The sequence below is a fragment of the Streptomyces sp. NBC_00582 genome (assembly GCF_036345155.1).
Classification (GTDB): Bacteria; Actinomycetota; Actinomycetes; order Streptomycetales; family Streptomycetaceae; genus Streptomyces.
The window spans coordinates 5,173,529-5,193,552 of record NZ_CP107772.1; the positions used below are offsets into that span (position 1 = coordinate 5,173,529).

The window sequence follows — 20,024 nt, forward strand, 5'->3', positions numbered from 1 at the left end:
AGACCTGAGTCACACCGGCTCAACTCTTATCCGTTCCTTACACGCAAGAAGCCGTTGACCTGCACAGACGCATCGCCACCACCTCGACGATCACCCGATTCAGGGGGGAGCACAGCGGACTCGGATTGACGCCGGGGGCCGTACACCGCCGCCCGCCGGGCCCCCTGCCGGGGTCCGGGACGCGGTTCGGGACGCGGCCCCGGGCGAGCACCGGTCCGGGGAACCCGCCGAGCGGCACGCGCGCGTACGGCGCCGTACACCTCCCCACGCGCGCGTACGGCGTCGTACGCACCCCTGCGCGCGCGTGGCGGCCCGTACACCGGCACCCGCAGCAGTCCGAGCACGACGGCCAGGACCCCGCCGGCCACCCACCACACCGCCCGCGGCCCCATCCACCCCGTGTGCGCGAGCGCCCCGACGAGCACCCCGGCGCAGGCCGCCGCACCGATCACCACGACCGCGCCCTGCGCGGTGAGCCCGAGCCTGCGCAGCCGGTGCGCGAGATGGTCGGGACCGCCGCGCAGCAGGGGCCGCCCGGCCAGCCGCCGCGCCACGGCGACGAGGACGGCGTCGGCCGCGGCGACCGCCGTGAGGGCGAACAGCACGCCCGCCCCCTCGCCCGCGCCGCCGCCCGCGCGGACCGTGACCGCGGCGGCGGCGAGCACGAACCCCGCGAACAGCGAGCCGCACGCGCCGAGCGCCACGCGCGCGGGGGGCCAGTTGTGCATCAGGAAGCCCGTGAGCGCGGCGGCGAGCACACTCAGCAGGACGGCCACCCCGTCCAGCACCTCCACCGCCGCGCAGGCGGCCGCCCCGAAGGCGGTGACGACCCCGACCGTGCCGGCCACCCCGTCCGCGTGGTCGAGGGACCGGAACGCGAGTGCCACACAGGTGATCCACCCGACGGCGAGCGCCCCGGCCCAGGGCCCGGTGTCGCCGTAGGGGACGACGAAGGCCGCCGCCACCGCCGTACCGAGCACGAGGAAGCGGGCCTTGAGCCGCCACACGTCCGCGACCAGCCCCAGCCCCGCCAGGGCGCCCGCGGCGGGGAGCAGCGCGCCGATGCCGTCGCCGAGCGGGGCGTACCCCCAGCGGTCCCCGGCGAGGACGACGAGGCAGGTGGTGAGGACGACGGCGAGCCCCCCGGACAGCGGAACCCGCCGCTGTCGCTGCCGCCGCTCGACCAGCCCGAGACGCAGGGCGGGCACGCGCAGCAGTGCGGCGAGCACGGCGGAGAGCAGCAGGGCGGCGGTGGCGGCGGCGATCCCGTAGAGCACGGATATAAGTTAGTAACAAATGTACCAATTTGTTGCGAATAACACGGTCAGACTCTGAGGTGACCCTCAGCGATCCAGATCACCTCACCGCCCGCTACAGTGCGGCGCAGGATAGGGGTAGTCTCAGACGGACTGCATAAGTTACCGCTTAGTAATTTCGGGAAGCCGTTTCCCGAAGTCGTTCCCGAAGACCCCTCGCAGGCCCGAGGAGCCCCCTCATGCAACTCGCCGCGATCATCGTGTCGCTGGTCCTGACCGTGGTCGGCGTCGCGCTGCTCGCACGCGCCATCGGTCAGTTCGTCCGGTACTTCAAACTGGGCCAGCCGGTTCCGGCCGGCGCCCGGACCGACAACCCCTACGCGCGCAGCGTCACGCTCGTGAAGGAGTTCCTCGGCCACACGCGGATGAACCGCTGGGGCATCGTGGGCTTCGCCCACTGGTTCGTGGCCATCGGCTTCCTGACGCTGCCGCCGACCCTGGCGCAGGCCTTCGGCCAGCTCTTCCAGGCCGACTGGACGCTCCCCGTCATCGGCGGCTTCCTGCCGTTCGAGCTCTACATCGAGTTCATCGGCGTGATGACGATCCTCGGCATCGCCGTCCTCATCGCGATCCGCCTGCTGAACCTGCCCTCGCGCCCGGGCCGCAAGTCCCGCTTCGCCGGCTCCAAGGCGGGCCAGGCGTACTTCGTCGAGTACGTCATCCTCACCATCGGCCTCGCCATCTACACCCTGCGCGGCCTCGAGGGCGCGATCCACCACGTGGAGCACTACGAGGCCGCGTACTTCGCCTCGTACCCGCTGGTCCTGGCCTTCAAGGGCCTCGGCGTCACCACGCTCCAGAACCTGATCTACCTCACCGCGACGGTGAAGATCAGCACCTCGTTCATCTGGATGATCGTGGTCTCGCTCAACACCAACATGGGCGTGGCCTGGCACCGCTTCCTGGCGTTCCCGAACATCTGGTTCAAGCGCGAGGCCACCGGCGGCACGGCCCTCGGCGGCCTTCAGCCGATGACCTCCGGCGGCAAGCCCATCGACTTCACCGACCCCGGTGACGACGACGTCTTCGGCGTCTCCCAGGTCGAGCAGTTCTCCTGGAAGGGCCTGCTCGACTTCTCCACCTGCACCGAGTGCGGACGCTGCCAGTCGCAGTGCCCGGCCTGGAACACCGGCAAGCCCCTCTCCCCCAAGCTGCTGATCATGTCCCTGCGGGACCACGCCCACGCCAAGGCGCCGTACCTGCTCGCGGGCGGCGGCAAGACCGTGGAGGGCGAGGAGAAGGCGTCCGAGGAGCAGCTCGCCGGAGTGCCCGCGGCAGCGCTGGCCGAGGCCGAGCGCCCGCTGATCGGCACCGCCGAGGAGAACGGCGTCATCGACCCGGACGTCCTGTGGTCCTGCACCACCTGCGGCGCCTGCGTCGAGCAGTGCCCGGTGGACATCGAGCACGTCGACCACATCGTCGACATGCGCCGCTACCAGGTCATGATCGAGTCCAGCTTCCCCTCCGAGGCGGGCACGATGCTCAAGAACCTGGAGAAGAAGGGCAACCCCTGGGGCCTGGCCAAGAAGCAGCGCCTGGAGTGGACCAAGGAGGTCGACTTCGAGATCCCGGTCGTCGGCCGGGACATCGAGGACCTCTCCGAGGTCGAGTACCTCTACTGGGTCGGCTGCGCCGGCGCCCTGGAGGACCGCGCCAAGAAGACCACCAAGGCCTTCGCCGAGCTGCTGCACATCGCGGGCGTCAAGTTCGCGATCATGGGCGGCGACGAGAAGTGCACCGGTGACTCCGCCCGCCGCCTCGGCAACGAGCCCCTGTTCCAGGAGCTCGGCATGGAGAACGTGGCCGCGCTGAACATGGCCTTCGGCGAGGACGACGAGGACCCCGCGACCAAGAAGCCGAAGTCGGCCAAGAAGATCGTCGCGACCTGCCCGCACTGCCTCAACACCATCGGCAACGAGTACCCCCAGCTCGGCGGCGACTACGAGGTCATCCACCACACCCAGCTGCTCCAGCACCTCGTCGACGAGGGCAAGCTGATCCCGGTGACCCCGGTCGAGGGCATCATCACCTACCACGACCCCTGCTACCTGGGCCGCCACAACAAGATCTACACGCCCCCGCGCGAGATCATGACCGCCGTCCCGGGCCTGCGCCAGCAGGAGATGCACCGCCACAAGGAGCGCGGCTTCTGCTGCGGCGCCGGCGGCGCGCGGATGTGGATGGAGGAGCGGATCGGCAAGCGCATCAACAACGAGCGCGTCGACGAGGCCCTGTCCCTGAACCCCGACATCGTCTCCACGGCCTGCCCGTTCTGCCTGGTCATGCTCACCGACTCGGTCAACGGCAAGAAGAACGACGGCAAGGCCAAGGAGTCCATCCAGGTCGTGGACGTCGCCCAGCTGCTGCTGGAGTCCGTCAAGACCCCCGTCACCGACGACGAGCCCCCGGCGGGCGAGGCGGAGACGGAGAACGAACCGGAGCCGGCCCCGGTGAAGTGATTCCGGCATCGGTCACGAGCGTGCGGCGCCCCCAGGCCCTTCCCGGCCCGGGGGCGCCGCCGTTTCCGTACACCTGGTCGGTGCCGCGGGCGGACTCCCCCTACCCCCCAGGGGGTTGCCCGGGTGCCCCGGACGAACCACTGACACAGCTTCCTCACATCCCTTAGGGGATGTCACAGCTCGGCAGCAAAGGGAGGCCCCGGAGGCCCGCCCCGGCACGTCACCCTCCGAGACCAGGTACGTTCGACGACGTGGCTGGATTCAGGATCGGACGTGGCGGCCGTGATGGCCGCGCCCCCCAAGCGCGACCGCAGCACCCTCCGTACGGGCAGCAGGTGCCGCAGGGGCAACCCTCGACGCCGTCGTACGGCTACCCGCAGCCGGCGCGGCAGCCGAACCCCCCGCAGTACCGCAGCGGCCAGCAGCCGCCGTACGGCGGTGGAAGCGGGGGCGGCCAGTGGCCGCCGCACGGCAACGGCGACGGCCGTGACGAGCCGGAGTACTTCGGCGGCGGCGCGCCGCACGACCCGTACGCGGCGAACAACCCCGGGCACACGCAGGCGTTCTCGGTCGACGACCACCAGCAGTACAGCCAGGGCGAGACCTACCACGCCGGTGCCGCCGCCCCCTCGGGCCCGGTCGGCCCGCGTCTGCACTGGAAGGACCTGCTGCGGGGGATCGTCCTGTCCCCCAACCAGACCTTCCTCCAGATGCGGGACTACACGATGTGGGGCCCCGCCCTCATCGTGACCTTCCTCTACGGCCTCCTCGCGGTCTTCGGCTTCGACGACACCCGCTCGGACGCCATAAACGCCACGCTCTCCAACGCGATCCCGATCGTCCTGACGACGGCGGTGGCGATGGTGCTGAGCGCCTTCATCCTGGGCGTGGTCACCCACACCCTGGCGCGCCAGCTCGGCGGCGACGGGGCGTGGCAGCCCACGGTCGGCCTCTCCATGCTGATCATGTCCCTGACGGACGCGCCGCGTCTGGTCGTGGCGATGTTCTTCGGCGGCGACGCGTCGTTCGTCCAGCTCCTGGGCTGGGCCACCTGGGTGGCGGCCGGCGCCCTGCTGACCCTGATGGTCAGCCGCTCCCACGACCTGCCCTGGCCCAAGGCGCTGGGCGCGTCCGCGATCCAGCTCGTCGCACTGCTGTCGATCGTGAAGCTGGGCACGTTCTGAGCTGCGACGGCGACGCCGACCGCGGCTGAGAGACACGAGGGGCTCCCGTCCGGGCGGACGGGAGCCCTCTTCTTTCCTGCTCGCTTCCCCATGGCCTCTGTCGCTCCTACGGCTCGAGGATGTGCCGCAGATAGGCGTGCGGGTCGGCGAGATAGCGGCGCCAGTGATCCACGATCCCGAGCTCCCGCCATTCGACCCTCCGCAGGCCGTGTTCGCCGACCTCGACGATGTCCGCGCCCGGCAGGGCCGTCAGCAGCGGGGAGTGCGTGGCACAGATGACCTGGCCGCCCTGCTGGGCCAACCGGTGGATGTGGCCGACCAGCTCAAGGCAGGAGGAGAAGGAGAGGGCCGCCTCCGGCTCGTCGAGCACATAGAGCCCGGCGTGCAGGAACTTGCCGCGGAACGCCGCGAGAAAGCCCTCGCCGTGACTGACGGAGTCCGGCGCGAACCCCTCCCGGTCGAGGGCGTCCAGGGCGGTCTCGGCCCGCAGGAAGAAGCCCTTGCGCGCCGACCAGCTGGTGAGCATACGGCGCCCCCGCGGGCCGGCGTCGAAGCGCATCCGCTCGCCGAGCACCGACTTGCCCCGCGGGGAGGCGTAGCGCCAGTCGTGGGAGCCGCCGTAGGAGTCCAGACCGAAGCCCTCGGCCAGCGCCTCGACCAGGGTCGACTTCCCGGACCCGTTCTCGCCGACCAGGAAGGTCACCGCAGCGGTGAAACGCAGCCCTTCACCGAGGAGCTGCCGGACGCAGGGCACCGACCAGGGCCAGGTGTCGCCGTCGTGGCCGGGGGCATGGGCATACGCACGTTCGATGATCACCGGGCCTCGGGGGACGGAGTGACCGGCTCCCCCGCCTTGCGCACCACCGGCAGGACACTCCACGGGAAGTTGATCCAGGCGTCGGTGCGCTTCCAGACGTACTCGCACTTCACCAGGGACTGCGGCTTCTCGTAGATGACGGCGGACCGCACCTCGGCGACATGGTCGAGGCAGAAGTCGTGCACGAGCTTGAGCGTCTTGCCGGTGTCGGCGACGTCGTCGGCGATCAGCACCTTCTTGTCGGTGAAGTCGATCACGTTGGGCACGGGAGCCAGCATGACGGGCATGTCGAGCGTCTCCCCCACACCGGTATAGAACTCGACGTTGACGAGATGAATGTTCTTGCAGTCGAGCGCATAGGCGAGCCCGCCGGCGACGAAGACCCCGCCACGGGCGATGCTGAGCACGACGTCCGGCTCGTACCCGTCGTCGGCGACGGCCTGCGCGAGCTCACGCACGGCGACGCCGAACTGCTCGTAGCTGAGGTTCTCCCGGCCCACCGCGTCGCTCATCCCCTCCTCCTCAGACCTGGGTCCGATGGAAGTTGAGGAAGGACCGCGAGGCGGTGGGCCCGCGCTGGCCCTGGTAACGGGAGCCGTACTGCTCACTGCCGTACGGGTGCTCGGCCGGCGAGCTGAGCCGGAACATACACAGCTGTCCGATCTTCATACCGGGCCAGAGCTTGATGGGGAGCGTGGCGAGGTTGGACAGCTCGAGGGTGACGTGCCCGCTGAACCCCGGGTCGATGAACCCGGCGGTGGAGTGCGTGACCAGCCCGAGCCGCCCGAGGGAACTCTTCCCCTCCAGTCGCGAGGCGAGATCGTCGGGGAGGGTGATGACCTCGTAGGTCGACGCGAGCACGAACTCACCGGGATGGAGGATGAACGGCTCGTCCCCCTCCGGCTCCACGAGCCGGGTCAGATCCGCCTGCTCGACGGAGGGGTCGATATGGGGGTACCGGTGGTTCTCGAACACCCGGAAGAAACGGTCCAGCCGTACGTCGATGCTCGACGGCTGCACCATGGATGCGTCGTAGGGATCGATCCGTACCCGCCCGGCGTCGATCTCGGCCCGGATGTCCTTGTCTGAGAGAAGCACTCCCCGAGGATACGCAAGACGCGCGGAGCCCTGGTCATCAGGACTCCGCGCGTCAGACCGCTGCTGTGCGAACCGCTAACGCTTCTCGAGAACCACCGGCACCGCACTGCGGAGCCGGGCACACCGGGGACACCGGACGAGCCGCCCGGGGCCGAGCCGGTCGGCCTGCTGCATCGGGAACGAAGCGGTGCTGAACACGTGCCCATCGGCACAACGGACGACGGTGCGCTCCATCAAGTCCTGAAGTCCCTTCCCCAAAGAACCGCGTCCGGCTGCTGCTCGCCGGACAACGAAAGCCACATTACGGGACGAACGGGAAGACCCTCCAGGCGGCACTCCGACCCCGCCCGACCCCACTTCGGCACCCCCACCGTACGCCCCAACTCCGGCCACCCGCAGCCGGATCCCACCCCCTGAAACACACACGGACCCCTCGGCTTCAGCGCCGGGGGCCCGGGATGTTGTACAGTGACGGGGCAATCGGACACCGGCCCTGACCGGCGTCTTACGCGGGTGTAGTTTAATGGTAGAACATCAGCTTCCCAAGCTGAGAGCGCGAGTTCGATTCTCGTCACCCGCTCCACGCAGAAGGCCCGGGTCAGTGACCCGGGCCTCGTTGGCTGCCGAGAGTTTTGGCGGCTGACTGGCGGCAAACGTCTCAGGCGACGGTGTACTCCGCATCCCCGAAGTCTGCGACTACGCGCAGGCGACCGCCGAGTGCTTCCACGTAGGCACGCAGGGTCGCGACTTCCGCACGATCCAGCTCACCATGCTCGATCGCGGAGACCCGAGGTGCTGAGACCCCCATCGATGCGGCCACCTGGCGCTGAGTCAGCGCCTGCTCACGCCGGACCTCCGCGAGCTTGTGAGCGCGCACTTCCGCGGTCAGCCTGTTCATGGCCGCCTGCTTTTCCTGATCCGACCGCACCGGCAGCCCAGCGGCCGCACGCCGCTCGCGCGCCTTGCGCTTGGTCTCCTCCCAGCCGACAGTGCTCATTCGTACTCCCTGCTTTCAAGATCAGCCAGATGTGCCTGGTATCTCTGCTCGGCGATCGGGATGTTGATGTCGTACCAGCGTTGCCAGTTTCCGGCCTTGTCGCCGGCCACCAAGAGCACTGCCCGGCGCACCGGATCGAAGGCGAAGAGGATCCGGATCTCGCTGCTTCGGGATGATCCGGGCCTCAGCTCCTTCAGGTGATGGTTCTCGGCACCCTTGATCCGGTCGACGAGCGGACGGCCAAGCGTTGGGCCCGTGGCCGCCAGCATGTCGATGGCGTCCTCTACCTGTTCAGCGCTGTCCCAGTCCTCTTCTGCCAGTGCCTCGAACCATGCCGCGACCTCCCCGACGAGAACCACTTCCCATTGAGCCACGGGAGCCATGTTAATGCAAGCGTTAACATGGCCCGGGTGGCCGGCCAGGCCGACGGCCGACCTGGGCGGGCACGAGGCTGGAGATGGCGTTCGCCGGGTTGTCAGGGTCGGGTATCGACGAGACACAGGCCCGGTGCACCACAGGCGCACCAGATCGAGCGGGGAACAGCGGGGAATCACGGGGAAAGCGGCCGAACCCGAAGAGGCCCCAGTTCTACCGTTCGCCCAGGTCAGATCCGCAACGGCCCCCAAATGCCCGCAGCTTCCCAAGCTGAGAGCGCGAGTTCGATTCTCGTCACCCGCTCCAGCAGAAACCCCCAGGTCAGAGGCCCGGGGGTTCTTTGTTGTCTAGACCGGTGTGCGGTTGGCCTTGAGGTGCTTCGCACGCTCGTAACGGACCATGTCGTCGAGCCCGGCCGCCACGTCACGCTGCCGCTCCTCGTCGGAGTGCTGATAGATCAGTAACTCATGACTCGTGGCACCGGGCCTGGCGGTGATGGATGACTGGCTCCAGCAGTCGTACGTCACGGCCGTCTGCCACGAAGCGCCATCCGACGCGCGCCTCTACCCCGCCTTCCGACCCGACCGCGACGGCTGAATGCTCGACACCCGGCAATGGCCCGGCACCGTCACCGAGTACGCCGACCAGTTGCTGACGTTGACCTCAACCCCGCTGTCCGACCCACGCCACTTCTTCCGCTCGTACTCCGCAGGCGAGATCGGCCGCCTGATCGCCGCACCAGCACCCAGGAGCGTTCCCGCCCCATGACCGAAGCCACCAGCCGTCTCCGTGAACTCAACCTCCGCCGCCGGTACTTCGACCTCGTCGCCGCCGGTACCAAGACCATCGAGGTACGGGTGAAATACCCCCACCTCGCCGATCTCACAGCCGGAGACACCATCCGCTTCCGCATCAAGGGCACCGACGAGACCTGCGAGGTCGCGGTCAAGCGGGTCACGCAGTACCCCGACTTCGAGACCCTGCTCGACGGCGAAGGACCAGCCGACATCGACCCCACCGCCACCCGCGACGAGCAGCTTGCCAACATCCGGGCCATCTACCCGGCGGACAAGGAAGCCCTGGGCGCGCTCGCCATCGAGATCGGGCGTCTCGGCTGACGCCGAACCAGCCGAGGTTTTTCGCTCCCGACCCACTCGGCGAAGTCGGTTTCGATCAGCACCACCGCCGGCCTTTGGCCGGTGAGTGAGGCTCGTACAAGCTGCGGCGGTCAAGGCGAAAAAAGTCGGTGGCTCTTGGCGGCAACCCTTTTCGGCCTCTCGGACCACTCAGTGGTGTCCGGCCAAGTGGTCCGGTCAGATGCAATAGCTGAAAGAGAGCACAGACATGTCCCCGGAACGAGAGCACAGACATGTCCCCGGTCCACCCACGTCATCGGTGGCGTCCCACGGCGGCGGCCACCGTGCCGACGGCGGCGCGCGCGGTGGTCGCCCGAAGCATCGTGGCCGTCGGTTGCTCGCGCGTCGGGGTCTCTGGGCGGGTCTCGCCATGGTGGTCGTGGCCGGCTCGGCTGTCGTGGTCAGCCAGGCTTCGGCGCAGCAGAAAACCCTGGATCCGAAGAAGTGGTACGTGCTGGTCAACCGCAACAGCGGCAAGGTGCTGGACGACCGCGGCTCCGCCAAGAACGACGGCGCGGCGGTGGTGCAGTGGGCGCGCCACGGCGGGGCCAACCAGCAGTGGCGGTTCATCGAGGCGGGTGACGGGTACTACCGGCTGCAGAACCGCACCTCCGGCAAGGTGCTGGACGACCTCGGCTGGTCGAAGACCGCCGGCTCCGCCATCGTGCAGTGGAAAGACCTGAACGCCACCAACCAGCAGTTCGAACTGGCCAAGTCGTCGAACGGCTACGTGCGTCTGGTCAATCGCTTCAGCGGCATGGCTGTCGGTGTCCACAAGGCCGCCAAGGCCAACGGGGGCAACGTCGTCCAGAACCGCGACCGGGGCGGTGCCGATCAGCAGTGGAAGCTCGTCCCGGCCGGGAGTGTCGGCGGCGCCGGTACGCCCACCGCGCCGGGCAGCGGCGTTCCCGCAAGCCAGGCTCCGAGCGACACGCGACCGTCGCCTTCGTCCTCGTCTTCGTCGCCCGCGGCCGGTGGCGGCAGCTCGACGCAGCGTTTCATGGGCAGTGACAAGGTGCTCATCGGCGGCTCGATGTCCGACGCCTCCGCGGCCGCCGCGCCGTTCGACATGCGCTACGCCTATGTGCACAGCCAGCCCGCGCCTTCGTCGGAGTACTACACGGCAGCGCGCTGCAAGGACGGGTGGTCGGGCTGGTGGAGCTGCTGGAACGGCAGCACCACGGCGCCCGGCACGTACGTGACCTGGCGGGACGACGTGGCGGCCCACGCGACGTACAAGGGCGGCTCGCGTCCGCAGAAGATGCTCTGGACCTGGTACTCGTTGCGCGACCTCGGGGACGCGGCAGGCGAGGGCGACGGTCCGGGCGAGGTCAAGGCCATCAACAGGCGTGACCTGCTCACCCGGTACCTGAACGACTACCGTTTCTTCCTCCAGAAGATCGGCACGTCGCACGACGCGATCGACCTTGAGCCCGACTTCTGGGGCTTCGCCCGGTCGCTCGGCAATCTGCACCAGGTTCCCGCGCAGGTCTCGGCCGCCAATCCGACCGATTGCGGATCGCAGGAGGACAGCGCCGCCGGACTCGCCCAGTGCCTGATGCAGATGACGCGCAAGTACGCGCCGAACGCCGGCGTGGGGCTGCACCTCTCCTGCTTCGACTGGGAGAGCAACCTCCAGAAGTGCGTCAAGGACTACACGGACCTCGGGGCACGGAACGCCGACTTCCTGGTCAGTGATGTGTCGGACCGCGACGCGGGCTGGTACGCGCAGTCGGCCCACGGCGGCCTCGACAAGTTCTGGAACGACCAGAAGGCCGCCGCCGCGCTGAAGTTCTACAAGACGATGGCCGAGTCCGTCGGCAAGCCGGTGGTCCTGTGGCAGATCCCCGTGGGCAACATGGCGCAGAACAACACCCGCAACCACTACAAGGACGACAAGGTGGACTGGTTCTTCGCCCACATGGACCAGGTCGCGAACGCCCACGTCGCCGGCCTGTTCTTCGGTCCGGGGCAGGACGAACAGACCACAGTCGAGTCCGACGGCGGAAACCTGATCAACAAGACGATCGCCTACCACAACGCGGGCGGTACACCGCTCAAGTAGCGGCAGACAAAAGACAGCGAAAGGCGCCCCCATCTCGTCGATGGGGGCGCCTTTCGTCATCCTCGTCGGGCTGAGCGTCAGCGCTTCAGGGTGAGGAGGCCGGGGCGGTACGGCAGGCTGTCGTAGGAGGTGCCCGGCGGGGTGTTCGGGGTCTTGCCCTGGTAGAGGAACCGCAGGTCGCAGGGGTCGATGGTCATGGTCTGGTCGGGGTTGGCGCGGACCAGGTCGCCGTGGCTGATGTCGTTGGTCCAGGTGGCGCCGCTGTTGGCCTTGCCGGCGAAGGGGTTGGACTCGGTGGCGGCCTGCGGAGTCCACGGACCGTTCAGGCTGGTGGCGGTGAAGGAGCGGAAGTAGCGCTGCTCGCTCGCACCGCGAGCCTCGACGATCATGAGGTACTGGTTCTGGCCCTGGACCTTGTAGACCTGCGGTGCCTCGAACAGATTCTTCACCGTGTCGCTCATGACGGTCGTGTACGACGAGCCGAAGCTGCCGGGGAAGTCACCGATCGGCATGGACGCCTTGTAGATCTTGCCGTTGTCACCGGCGAAGAACAGGTACATGTTCTTGTCGTCGGCGATCAGGGTCTGGTCGATCGGGCCGGTGGCGGAGTCGGTGCGGGGGATGCTGCCGGTGAACAGCGGCTGCGGCGCGGACCAGCCGCCCGGGTCGGCGGGGTCGCTGGAGGTGCGGTAGCTGAAGGGCCACGGACCCCACTGGTACGCCAGCACCCAGATCTTCTTGGGCGCGAAGTAGAACAGCGTGGGTGCGACCGCCTTCTGGCTCATGCCGGTCTGGCGGGCCGACGCCATGTCCGACCAGTTCGTGAAGGGGCTGAACGCCATCGAGCCGTAGGCCGATCCCGAGTAGTTCGACCCGTAGACCAGGTGCTTGCCGTTGTAGGTCACGGTGGTGAAGTCCTTCAGCGAGGCCCACCCGTTCGCCGGCTGCGCCAGCGCGTCCGTCGAGGTCCACCGGTATGTCGACGGAAGGGCACACGTGTCGCTCTTCGGCGCCGCGGTCGTGTCGCTCTTCGGCGCCGCGGTCGGCCGGAAGTTCCAGCGCTGGTTGGCGCCGCCGCCGTTGGTGTCCCAGATCTGGACGGGAGTGCCGTTGGCGGTTCGGCCGCCGGGGAGCTCCAGCGCCCGGCCGCTGGCGACGTTGGTCAGCGTGTAGGTGCCGTCGCTGTTCCGGTGGGCCTTCCAGTGCTGGTGGGCGCCGCCGTTGGAGTCCCAGACGATCGTTCTCGTCCCGTTGGCCGTCCGGTTGGCCGGCTCGTCCAGTACCCGGCCGCTGGCGACGTTGGCCAGCGTGTAGGTGCCGTCGCTGTTCCGGTTGGCCCGCCACTGCTGGTTGGCGGCGCCGCTGGCATCCCACACCTGGAGCGGGGTGCCGTTGTCGTTCTGTCCCGCGGGCTCGTCGAGAACGCGTCCGGCGGCCGCGTTGGAGAGCGTGTAGACGGTGCCGGAGGTGATGCCCCCGGCCTGTGTGCCGCCGCCGCCGGTGCCGCCCAGGGCGGTGAGCACGGCGCTGTAGGCGGGCTTCTTGTTGCCGCCCGCGTCGAACAGCAGCGCGTTCTCACCGGTGCGCCAGGAGTCGCTGTCGCGGATGCCCCACACCGTGATGCCCGTGCAGCGAGCGACGTTCATGCACGCCTGGACGGCGTTGGTGTACGCGGTGGCGGACGCCTGGGCGATGTCGAGCTCGGTGATCTGCACGTCCACGCCGAGCGCGGCGAAGTTGGACAGGGTGGTCTGGAAGCCGGCGGGCGGGCCGCCGGCGGCGAAGTGGCTCTGGAAGCCGACGCAGTCGACGGGCACGCCGCGGGACTTGAAGTCCTTGACCATCTTGTAGACGCCCTGGGTCTTGGCGTCGGACCAGTTCTCGATGTTGTAGTCGTTGTAGCAGAGCTTGGCGGCGGGGTCGGCGGTCCGGGCGGTGCGGAAGGCCTCCTCGATGAAGCCGTCGCCCAGCACGTCCTGGAACACGGAGCTGCGGTGCCGGCCGCTGCCGCCGTCGGCGAAGGCCTCGTTGACCACGTCCCAGGCGTAGATCTTGCCCTTGTAGTGGGTCATCTCCTGGGTGATGTGGTTCTTCAGCACCGCGCGCAGGGTGCCGGCGTCGGTGATGGACTTGACCCAGTCGGGCAGTTGGGAGTGCCACACCAGGGTGTGGCCGCGCAGGCGCTGGCCGTGCGCGGAGGCGTGGTCGGCGATCCGGTCGGCGGCCTTGAAGGTGAAGGTGCCGCGGGAGGGTTCGACGGCGTCCCACTTCATCTCGTTCTCCGGGGTGATCATCTTGAATTCCCGGTCGAGAACGGCGGAGTACGTCGAGTCGCCGAGCTTGCCCGCGGCCACTGCCGTGCCGAAGTAACGGCCGCTGCCGGCCGCCGCGTCGGCCGCCGTGGTCGGTGTGGGGGCCTCCGGCGTGCGTGCGGCCAGGGCGACCAGTGGTACGGCGGCGCCCGCGGCGGCGAGGACCGCGGCGGCGGCGATCACGCGGCGGGTCGCCGGGCGGCGACGATGAGAACGGTTCTGATCTGACAACGGCATGTCCTTCTGGCGCAGCGGAACGTGATCCGGTCCCGGTCACCCACCAGTTGCCGCCAGGCACCCGGAAGTTGCCGCGATCAAGGGAAGCATTCGCACGGCCGCCGTCATCGCCCTGCCGCACAGCGGCGTTCACCGCGTCGGGACGAACCCTCCCCGGACCGACGTGGAGCCGCCCGAACCCTGTGCGTCGACGCGGTAGCCGTCGCCCGCGGCACTGCGCACGCCGTCGCCGTCGCCGTTGTTGAACTGCGCGGCGAACTCATGGTTCCCGGCCGGCACGGTCAGGCCCGGCTTGAGGACCCAGCGGTAGACCAGCGCGCCGCCGGCCTCCTGGACGGTGACGGTGAAGTCATCACCCGGCAGGGTCTGCCAGGTGCCGGTGTTCTTCGCCCCGCCGGTCTGCACGATCCGGATCTCGACCGTGAGCGAGGTGAGCGGCTGCGTCGTCTTGAGGACGAGGTTGCTCTGCGTCCAGTAGACGGTGCTCTTCGGATCCAGCGAGCCGGCCGAGCGCAGCGGCCCGTTCTGGCTCTCGTCGGCGGTCGGCGAGGGACTGGTACCGGTGGCCGAAGGGGTCGGGCGCGAGCTGCCCGGGGTGGTGGCCGGGGGTGGCGCGGCGGGGGTCGGGCGGGCCGTTGTCGGGTGCGGGGAGCCGGCGGTCGGGGACGGGGTGGCGGGCGTGGTCACGGTGGGCGGCGTCGACGGGGTGGCGACGATCGCGGCGACGGCGAGGCCGCCGGTCGTCAGGATGCCGCCGGCGGCGAGCCCGGCGAGAACGACCCTGGTCCCGGACCTCGCGAACGGTCGCGCGCGGTGACGGACGGCGGGGCCGGCCATGCCGCGTTCCACCCGGGCCAGCATCCGCGCGCGGTCGGGCCGGTGGGCCTCGGCGGCCTCGCGCAGCCGACGGTCGATTTCCTCGTTCACCGGTTCCTCCTCCCTGGCACCAGGTCCCCGGCCGCTCGTGCGCCCAGTATCCTTTCCAGCTCGGCCATTCCCTTCGAGGTCTGGCTCTTCACCGTTCCGACCGATATGCCCAGCGCGGCCGCCGTGTCCTTCTCCGACAGGTCGAGGGCGTGTCGCAGGACCACGCAGGCGCGCTTGCGGAACGGCAGCCGGGCGAGCGCCGCGCGGACGTCCAGCACGGCCGCCGTGTCCGGCCCCTCCACCTTCTCGGGGCTTCGGGACCAGAACAGCGTGGTCCGGCGTCGCTCCCGGACCGTGCTGCGGATCCGGCCCCGCGCCAGGTTGGCCACCACACCGCGGGCGTAGGCGAGCGGGTGGTCGGCCTGCCGCAACCGGTCCCAGCGCTGCCACAGGGCGAGCAGGGCGTCCGCCGCGAGGTCGTCCGCCGCGTCGGTCTCGCCGGTCAGGAGGTGTGCCAGACGGGCGAGTTCGGCATAGTGGCGTTCGAAGAATTCGTGGAACTCCGCGGACGCGTCATCGAGGACCATCCCCCGGTTCGCCCTCTCCTTGCCATGATGTGCGCATTAGTTGCGTGTTTAACAACAACGGGGGGCGCAGCCTAACAGTGCTCCGTCCGGGATTCGAACAGTGGTCGTGATCGGTTGCGGGGCGGTGAAGGCTGACCTGCGAGCTGGTCGATGCCGGGCGAACCGGACGCCGGTCGGCTGCCGATGTCCGGCTGCACGGCGGTGCCGTCGACGGTCAGCCGCTCCCTGTGGATGTCGGTGGTCCTTCACCGGTTCCGCTCCCGGGGGACGGCACGCCAGCACACCGACGACCAGCAGCGCAAGGGAATGCCCTTGACCAGTCCGCGCCTGCGCCACCGGTTGCGGCGCGGCGCGCTTCGTTGCCCTCATGCCCGTCCATCCGGTAGTTCGACGCGGCCTTCCTGCTCCCAGTCGCCGCAGAGGACGAGAAGGTTGCCGCCCCGACGCTGTTTTCTCCGCTCGCCGCGGTGATCGGGCAGTTCCGGTCACGTCATCCCCGGGTCCGGGTCCGCGTCACCTCGGCCGAGCGCCCGGAAGAAGTCGGTGAGGCGGTCCGCTCCGGCGCCGTCGAACTCGGCCTGACCGACCGTCTCGACCCCACGGAACGCGACTGGTGGAGTTCCGCCGGGGCGGGCTGCGCGGGGACGGCCGGGCGCGGCATGCCGGAAGGTGCCGACCTGCGGGTGGTAGCCCACTCGCGGGGGCTTCGGCGTCGGTGAGGAACAGCGCCTGCGTCTCACGCGCGGTGGCGCCGATGACGACCTGGGCGCGGCCAGGGTGCTTGGTGGCCCAGGGGGCGGGACGGATCTCGGGGCGAGCTCTCCTGATTCATGCGAGGAGCCGGTCCGGAGTCGAAGCTCCGGACCGGCCGTCCCAGGGTTGCGTCGTGCGCGTCAGCCGATGGCAGGCACCGGGGCGGGGGCCGGCGCCGTCTTCGGGGCGTCGGCCTCGGCGGCGGGGGTGTAGGGGCTCTCCCCGCGCAGGACGGCCTTGGCGCGGTCCTCGTCGAGCCGGCCCTCCCAGCGCGCCACGGCGATGGTGGCGACGCCGTACCCGACGGTGCTGGTCAGGGCGCGGGCCTCGGACATGAAGCGGTCGATGCCGAAGATCAGTGCCAGCGCGGAGACCGGCATGTGCGGGATCGCGCTGAGGCTCGCGGCCAGGGCGACGAATCCGGAGCCGGTGACGCCGGCGGCGCCCTTGGAGGTGAGGAGCATGACGGCGAGCATGGTCAGCTGCTGGCCGAGGCTGAGGTCGAAGCCATGGTCGCGGCCGGCATCGGGGTCGCGCCGGCCCCGGCCCTGGCCCTGGAGGGCCTCCGCTTTGGCGTCAGCGTCCTGCCCCTGCGGCCGCCCGCCCCGGTCCGCCGCATCCTGCTGGTCCGCATGGCCGACCACGCTCTCACGCCCGCCGCCCAGACCTTCGCGGGCCTGCTGCGCGAGAGTGCCGCGGTGCGGACCGCCTGAGCGTCCCGTACACGCGCCCGGGCCGCCCAGGCGGCGACCGCGAAACTTGTCTGCCGGACCATGGCCGGTGACCAGATCGACGCGGCTGTCGGCGCACGGCTGCCGCCACCCCGCCCCCGCTCACCCTCGAGGTCGCACTGCGGGTCAGCGACGAGCCGACCGCCCGCGCCGAGGAAGCCGAACGGCTCCGCGCCGCCGGCGTCGACGCGCACGTCACCGAGCCGACCTCGCCAGGCGCCGCTGTCTGGCCGGCGGCCCCGCCAACCGGCTGGTCGCCGACGTCACCCGTACGCCGATCAACGCCTACCGCACCACCAGGTGACCGAAGAAAGCTCCCGGCTCGAGGCAACCCTTTGCGGGGCCTGTGACCACAAGGGATCGGATCCAGCCAGTTCCGGCGTCTGGATCCGCTACCTCTGGTGAACGGCACACAAGGAGAACACCTCTCTCATGAACAACCCCACGCACGGCAGGCGCCGCGGGCGTCATCGCCGTCGCTGGACCGCCACTGCAGTGCTGCTCGGCGTGCCCGCCGCCGTCGTGCCGTATCTCCTGTTCGCGCAGGACGACTCGCAGGCCGCGACGGTCGACGGCGACGCCTACTACCGGCTGGTGTCGGTGCGCAGCGCCAAGGTGCTGGACGTCAACGGCTACTCCACCGCCGACGGCACCCGTATCCAGCAGTGGACCGACCAGAACACCGCCAACCAGCAGTGGAAGCTGAAGTCCACCGGCGACGGCTACTACGAGCTCGTGAACCGCAACAGCGGCAAAGTGCTGGGCATAGCGGGTGATTCGACCGCGCAGAGCGCCGCCGCCGAGCAGCAGACCGACAGCTCCGCCGCCTCCCAGGAGTGGAAGATCAGCGAGGTGAGCGGTTCCGACGCCGTCACCCTCACCTCCCGCAAGAGCGGCCAGGTCCTGGACGTCCGCGGGGGCTCCACGGCCAACGGCGCGGCAGTCATCCAGTACCCGGGCAGGGGCAGCACCAACCAGCAGTGGAAGCTGGTGAAGTCGGCCGAGGCCCCGGCGTCCGGGACCGGCGGCGCGCAGACCACGGCCGCGGCCGGACCGTATGTGTGGAAGAACGCCCAGGTGGCGGGCGGCGGTTATGTCACCGGGCTGGTGTTCAACCCTCGGGAGAAGGGTCTGCTGTACGCGCGCACCGACATGGGCGGCGCCTACCGCTGGGACACCGGGGCCGAGCAGTGGATCCCGCTGACCGACTGGGTCGGCGAGAAGGACTGGAACCTGCTGGGCATCGACTCGATCGCCACCGACCCCGTCGACCCCGAGCGGCTCTACCTCGCGGCGGGCACCTACACCAACAACTGGGCCGGCAACGGCGCGATGCTGCGCTCCACCGACCAAGGCCGGACCTTCAAGCGCACCGAGCTGCCCTTCAAGCTGGGCGCCAACGAGGACGGGCGCGGGGCGGGCGAACGGCTGGTGATCGACCCGGCGGACCACGGCACCCTGCTGCTGGGCACCCGCAAGAACGGCCTGTGGCGCAGCACCGACTACGGCGCGACGTGGAATCAGGTCTCCTCGTTCCCCGTCAAGGACGGGGCGGGCAGCGGCGGGGGCATCTCCTTCGTGACGTACGGCCCGGCCGGCAGCAAGACGCTCTACGTCGGTGTCGCCGACAAGTCCGCCCCCCTGTACCGCTCCACCGACGGCGGCAGTACCTGGCAGGCCGTCCCCGGGCAGCCCACCGGCCAGATGCCGCAGCACGGCGTGCTCTCCGGCGACGGCTCGCTGTACCTGACGTACACCGACGCCCTCGGCCCCAACGGCGTGACGGCGGGGTCGGTGTGGAAGTACACGCCGGCCGGCGGGACGTGGAAGAACGTCTCCCCGTCCAACGGCGGCTACGGGTTCTCCGGTCTGGCCGTCGACCCGCGGAAGCCGTCCACGGTGATGGTCACCACCCTCGACCGCTGGTGGCCCGAGGACGAGATCTACCGGACCACCGACGGCGGTGGGACCTGGAAGGCACTGGCCGACAAGTCGGTGCGCAACGCCTCCGCAGCTCCTTACGTCGGTACCGGCATCGGCCACTGGATGACCGCCCTGGCCATCGATCCCTTCGACTCCGGGCACGTGCTGTACGGCACCGGCAACGGCATCTGGCGCAGCAAGGACGCCAACGCCGGCGACAACGGCGGCACCAGCCACTGGACCGGTGGGGCCCGGGGGCTGGAGGAGACCGCGCTGGCGGACGCGATCGCCCCGCCCGGCGGCGCCACCGTCATCACCTCCATGGGCGACCAGGGCGGTTTCCGCCACGACTCCCTGACCGAGCTGCCCGCCGGGCGGATGAAGAACCCGCTGATGAGCAGCAGCACCGACATCGATTTCGCCCAGTCCAACCCCTCGATGATGGTCCGCGTCGGCCGTGGCGGCGAGCAGGACGGCGCCTACTCCGCCGACGGCGGCACCAGCTGGAACGGCTTCAAGGCCGAGCCGGTCAGCAGCTCCCAGATGGGCCATGTCGCGCTTGCGGCGGACGGCTCCACCATCGTCTGGACCGAGGACGGTCAGGTCCCGTACCGCTCGACGGACAAGGGCTCGAGCTGGTCGAGGGTCACCGGTCTGGGCACCGACGCGGAGGTCGTCGCCGACCGCTCGTCGGCCACCACCTTCTACTCCCTGTCCGGCGGCACCCTCTACGCCAGCACCGACCGCGGCGCGACCTTCACCGCCCGGGCCGGCAACCTCCCCTCCGGCCGGCTCACGGCCGTCCCCGGCATCGCCGGGGACCTGTGGATCTCCGGCGGCGGCAAGGGGCTGCTGCACTCCACGGACGGTGGCCGCACCTTCACCACGCTCGGCTCGGTGCAGTCCGCCTCCGCCCTCGGCTTCGGCAAGGCGGCATCCGGCGCCTCCTACCAGGCGCTGTACCTGATCGGCACCGTCAAGGACGTCACCGGGGTCTTCCGCTCCACCGACAAGGGCGCCACCTGGCTCCGCATCAACGACGACGCCCACCAGTGGGGCGCCATCGGCAGCCTCGGCATCATCACCGGCGACCCCGACACCTACGGCCGCGTCTACATCGGCACCAACGGACGCGGTCTCCAGTACGGCGACCCGTCCTGACCCCGA

Annotated in this window: 17 protein-coding genes, 1 tRNA gene and 1 pseudogene; 8 read left to right on the forward strand and 11 right to left on the reverse strand. The window is 69.8% G+C overall.

Going from position 1 to position 20,024, the window contains the following annotated elements; all coding sequences use genetic code 11:
• Nucleotides 1–26: 26 nt before the first annotated feature.
• Nucleotides 27–1,277, reverse strand: a complete 1,251-nt coding sequence (locus OG852_RS22975; protein WP_133910843.1) for an MraY family glycosyltransferase — start codon at nucleotides 1,275–1,277, stop codon at nucleotides 27–29.
• Nucleotides 1,278–1,495: 218 nt separating this feature from the next.
• Between OG852_RS22975 and OG852_RS22980 the strand changes: the two genes are divergently transcribed.
• On the forward strand, nucleotides 1,496–3,775 hold the full coding sequence (locus OG852_RS22980) for a heterodisulfide reductase-related iron-sulfur binding cluster (protein WP_133910844.1): 2,280 nt from the start codon (nucleotides 1,496–1,498) through the stop codon (nucleotides 3,773–3,775).
• 170 nt (nucleotides 3,776–3,945) lie between these two features.
• On the forward strand, nucleotides 3,946–4,959 hold the full coding sequence (locus tag OG852_RS22985; RefSeq protein ID WP_330348827.1) for a YIP1 family protein: 1,014 nt from the start codon (nucleotides 3,946–3,948) through the stop codon (nucleotides 4,957–4,959).
• A gap of 106 nt (nucleotides 4,960–5,065) precedes the next feature.
• On the opposite strand, the gene OG852_RS22990 is transcribed toward OG852_RS22985, so the two are convergent.
• The 3 genes from OG852_RS22990 to dcd are packed head-to-tail and all read right to left on the reverse strand — an operon-like array spanning nucleotide 5,066 to nucleotide 6,874.
• On the reverse strand, nucleotides 5,066–5,776 hold the full coding sequence (locus tag OG852_RS22990) for an AAA family ATPase (RefSeq protein WP_133910846.1): 711 nt from the start codon (nucleotides 5,774–5,776) through the stop codon (nucleotides 5,066–5,068).
• On the reverse strand, nucleotides 5,773–6,288 hold the full coding sequence (locus tag OG852_RS22995; RefSeq protein ID WP_330348828.1) for a phosphoribosyltransferase: 516 nt from the start codon (nucleotides 6,286–6,288) through the stop codon (nucleotides 5,773–5,775). The genes OG852_RS22990 and OG852_RS22995 overlap by 4 nt, the downstream gene beginning before the upstream one ends.
• 10 nt (nucleotides 6,289–6,298) lie before the next feature.
• The gene (dcd, locus tag OG852_RS23000) at nucleotides 6,299–6,874 is read right to left on the reverse strand and encodes a dCTP deaminase (protein WP_133910848.1); all 576 of its coding nucleotides are present in this window, start codon (nucleotides 6,872–6,874) and stop codon (nucleotides 6,299–6,301) included.
• A gap of 509 nt (nucleotides 6,875–7,383) precedes the next feature.
• Between dcd and OG852_RS23005 the strand changes: the two genes are divergently transcribed.
• Nucleotides 7,384–7,457: transfer RNA gene (locus OG852_RS23005), tRNA-Gly, on the forward strand.
• 75 nt (nucleotides 7,458–7,532) lie between these two features.
• On the opposite strand, the gene OG852_RS23010 is transcribed toward OG852_RS23005, so the two are convergent.
• The 3 genes from OG852_RS23010 to OG852_RS23020 all read right to left on the reverse strand — a co-directional run bounded on the left by OG852_RS23010 (nucleotide 7,533) and on the right by OG852_RS23020 (nucleotide 8,773).
• A complete protein-coding gene (locus OG852_RS23010) occupies nucleotides 7,533–7,871 on the reverse strand; it encodes an XRE family transcriptional regulator (protein ID WP_133912160.1) in 339 nt (112 codons plus the stop codon).
• Nucleotides 7,868–8,254 carry a type II toxin-antitoxin system RelE/ParE family toxin gene (locus tag OG852_RS23015; protein ID WP_133912159.1) on the reverse strand — a complete coding sequence of 129 codons (387 nt, stop codon included), beginning with the start codon at nucleotides 8,252–8,254 and terminating at the stop codon, nucleotides 7,868–7,870. The genes OG852_RS23010 and OG852_RS23015 overlap by 4 nt, the downstream gene beginning before the upstream one ends.
• A 339-nt stretch (nucleotides 8,255–8,593) precedes the next feature.
• A complete protein-coding gene (locus OG852_RS23020) occupies nucleotides 8,594–8,773 on the reverse strand; it encodes a hypothetical protein (RefSeq protein ID WP_330348829.1) in 180 nt (59 codons plus the stop codon).
• A gap of 237 nt (nucleotides 8,774–9,010) precedes the next feature.
• On the opposite strand from OG852_RS23020, the gene OG852_RS23025 reads away from it, so the two are divergent.
• Together OG852_RS23025 and OG852_RS23030 are read left to right on the forward strand one after the other, a co-directional pair.
• Nucleotides 9,011–9,364: an ASCH domain-containing protein gene (locus OG852_RS23025; RefSeq protein ID WP_330348830.1), complete on the forward strand. Its 354-nt coding sequence runs from the start codon at nucleotides 9,011–9,013 to the stop codon at nucleotides 9,362–9,364.
• A 388-nt stretch (nucleotides 9,365–9,752) separates the two neighbouring features.
• Nucleotides 9,753–11,447, forward strand: a complete 1,695-nt coding sequence (locus OG852_RS23030; RefSeq protein ID WP_330348831.1) for an RICIN domain-containing protein — start codon at nucleotides 9,753–9,755, stop codon at nucleotides 11,445–11,447.
• Nucleotides 11,448–11,524: 77 nt separating this feature from the next.
• Here OG852_RS23030 and OG852_RS23035 read toward each other — a convergent pair whose 3' ends face one another.
• From OG852_RS23035 to OG852_RS23045, 3 genes are all read right to left on the reverse strand, one after another.
• Entirely contained in the window at nucleotides 11,525–13,996 is a 2,472-nt protein-coding gene (locus OG852_RS23035) for a non-reducing end alpha-L-arabinofuranosidase family hydrolase (RefSeq protein WP_330348832.1), read from the reverse strand.
• Between the two features lie 129 nt (nucleotides 13,997–14,125).
• Entirely contained in the window at nucleotides 14,126–14,923 is a 798-nt protein-coding gene (locus tag OG852_RS23040; protein WP_330348833.1) for a hypothetical protein, read from the reverse strand.
• A complete protein-coding gene (locus tag OG852_RS23045; RefSeq protein WP_133910855.1) occupies nucleotides 14,920–15,450 on the reverse strand; it encodes a SigE family RNA polymerase sigma factor in 531 nt (176 codons plus the stop codon). Before OG852_RS23045 ends, OG852_RS23040 begins: the two co-directional genes overlap by 4 nt.
• A gap of 467 nt (nucleotides 15,451–15,917) precedes the next feature.
• Here OG852_RS23045 and OG852_RS23050 point away from each other — a divergent pair, with 467 nt between their 5' ends.
• Complete coding sequence (locus OG852_RS23050) at nucleotides 15,918–16,169, forward strand: hypothetical protein (RefSeq protein WP_330348834.1); 252 nt, start codon at nucleotides 15,918–15,920, stop codon at nucleotides 16,167–16,169.
• A 174-nt stretch (nucleotides 16,170–16,343) separates the two neighbouring features.
• Here the strand turns inward: OG852_RS23050 and OG852_RS23055 are convergent, their stop codons facing one another.
• Nucleotides 16,344–16,667, reverse strand: coding sequence for a cation:dicarboxylate symporter family transporter (locus OG852_RS23055; protein ID WP_443064553.1), 324 nt, complete (start codon nucleotides 16,665–16,667; stop codon nucleotides 16,344–16,346).
• A 33-nt stretch (nucleotides 16,668–16,700) separates the two neighbouring features.
• Here OG852_RS23055 and OG852_RS23060 point away from each other — a divergent pair.
• Nucleotides 16,701–16,916 (forward strand): annotated as a pseudogene (locus tag OG852_RS23060) (LysR substrate-binding domain-containing protein); the annotation flags it as partial.
• A 450-nt stretch (nucleotides 16,917–17,366) separates the two neighbouring features.
• Nucleotides 17,367–20,018 (forward strand): RICIN domain-containing protein, encoded by a 2,652-nt coding sequence (locus OG852_RS23065; RefSeq protein ID WP_330348835.1) that lies wholly within the window; start codon nucleotides 17,367–17,369, stop codon nucleotides 20,016–20,018.
• The last annotated feature ends 6 nt before the right edge of the window (nucleotides 20,019–20,024 follow it).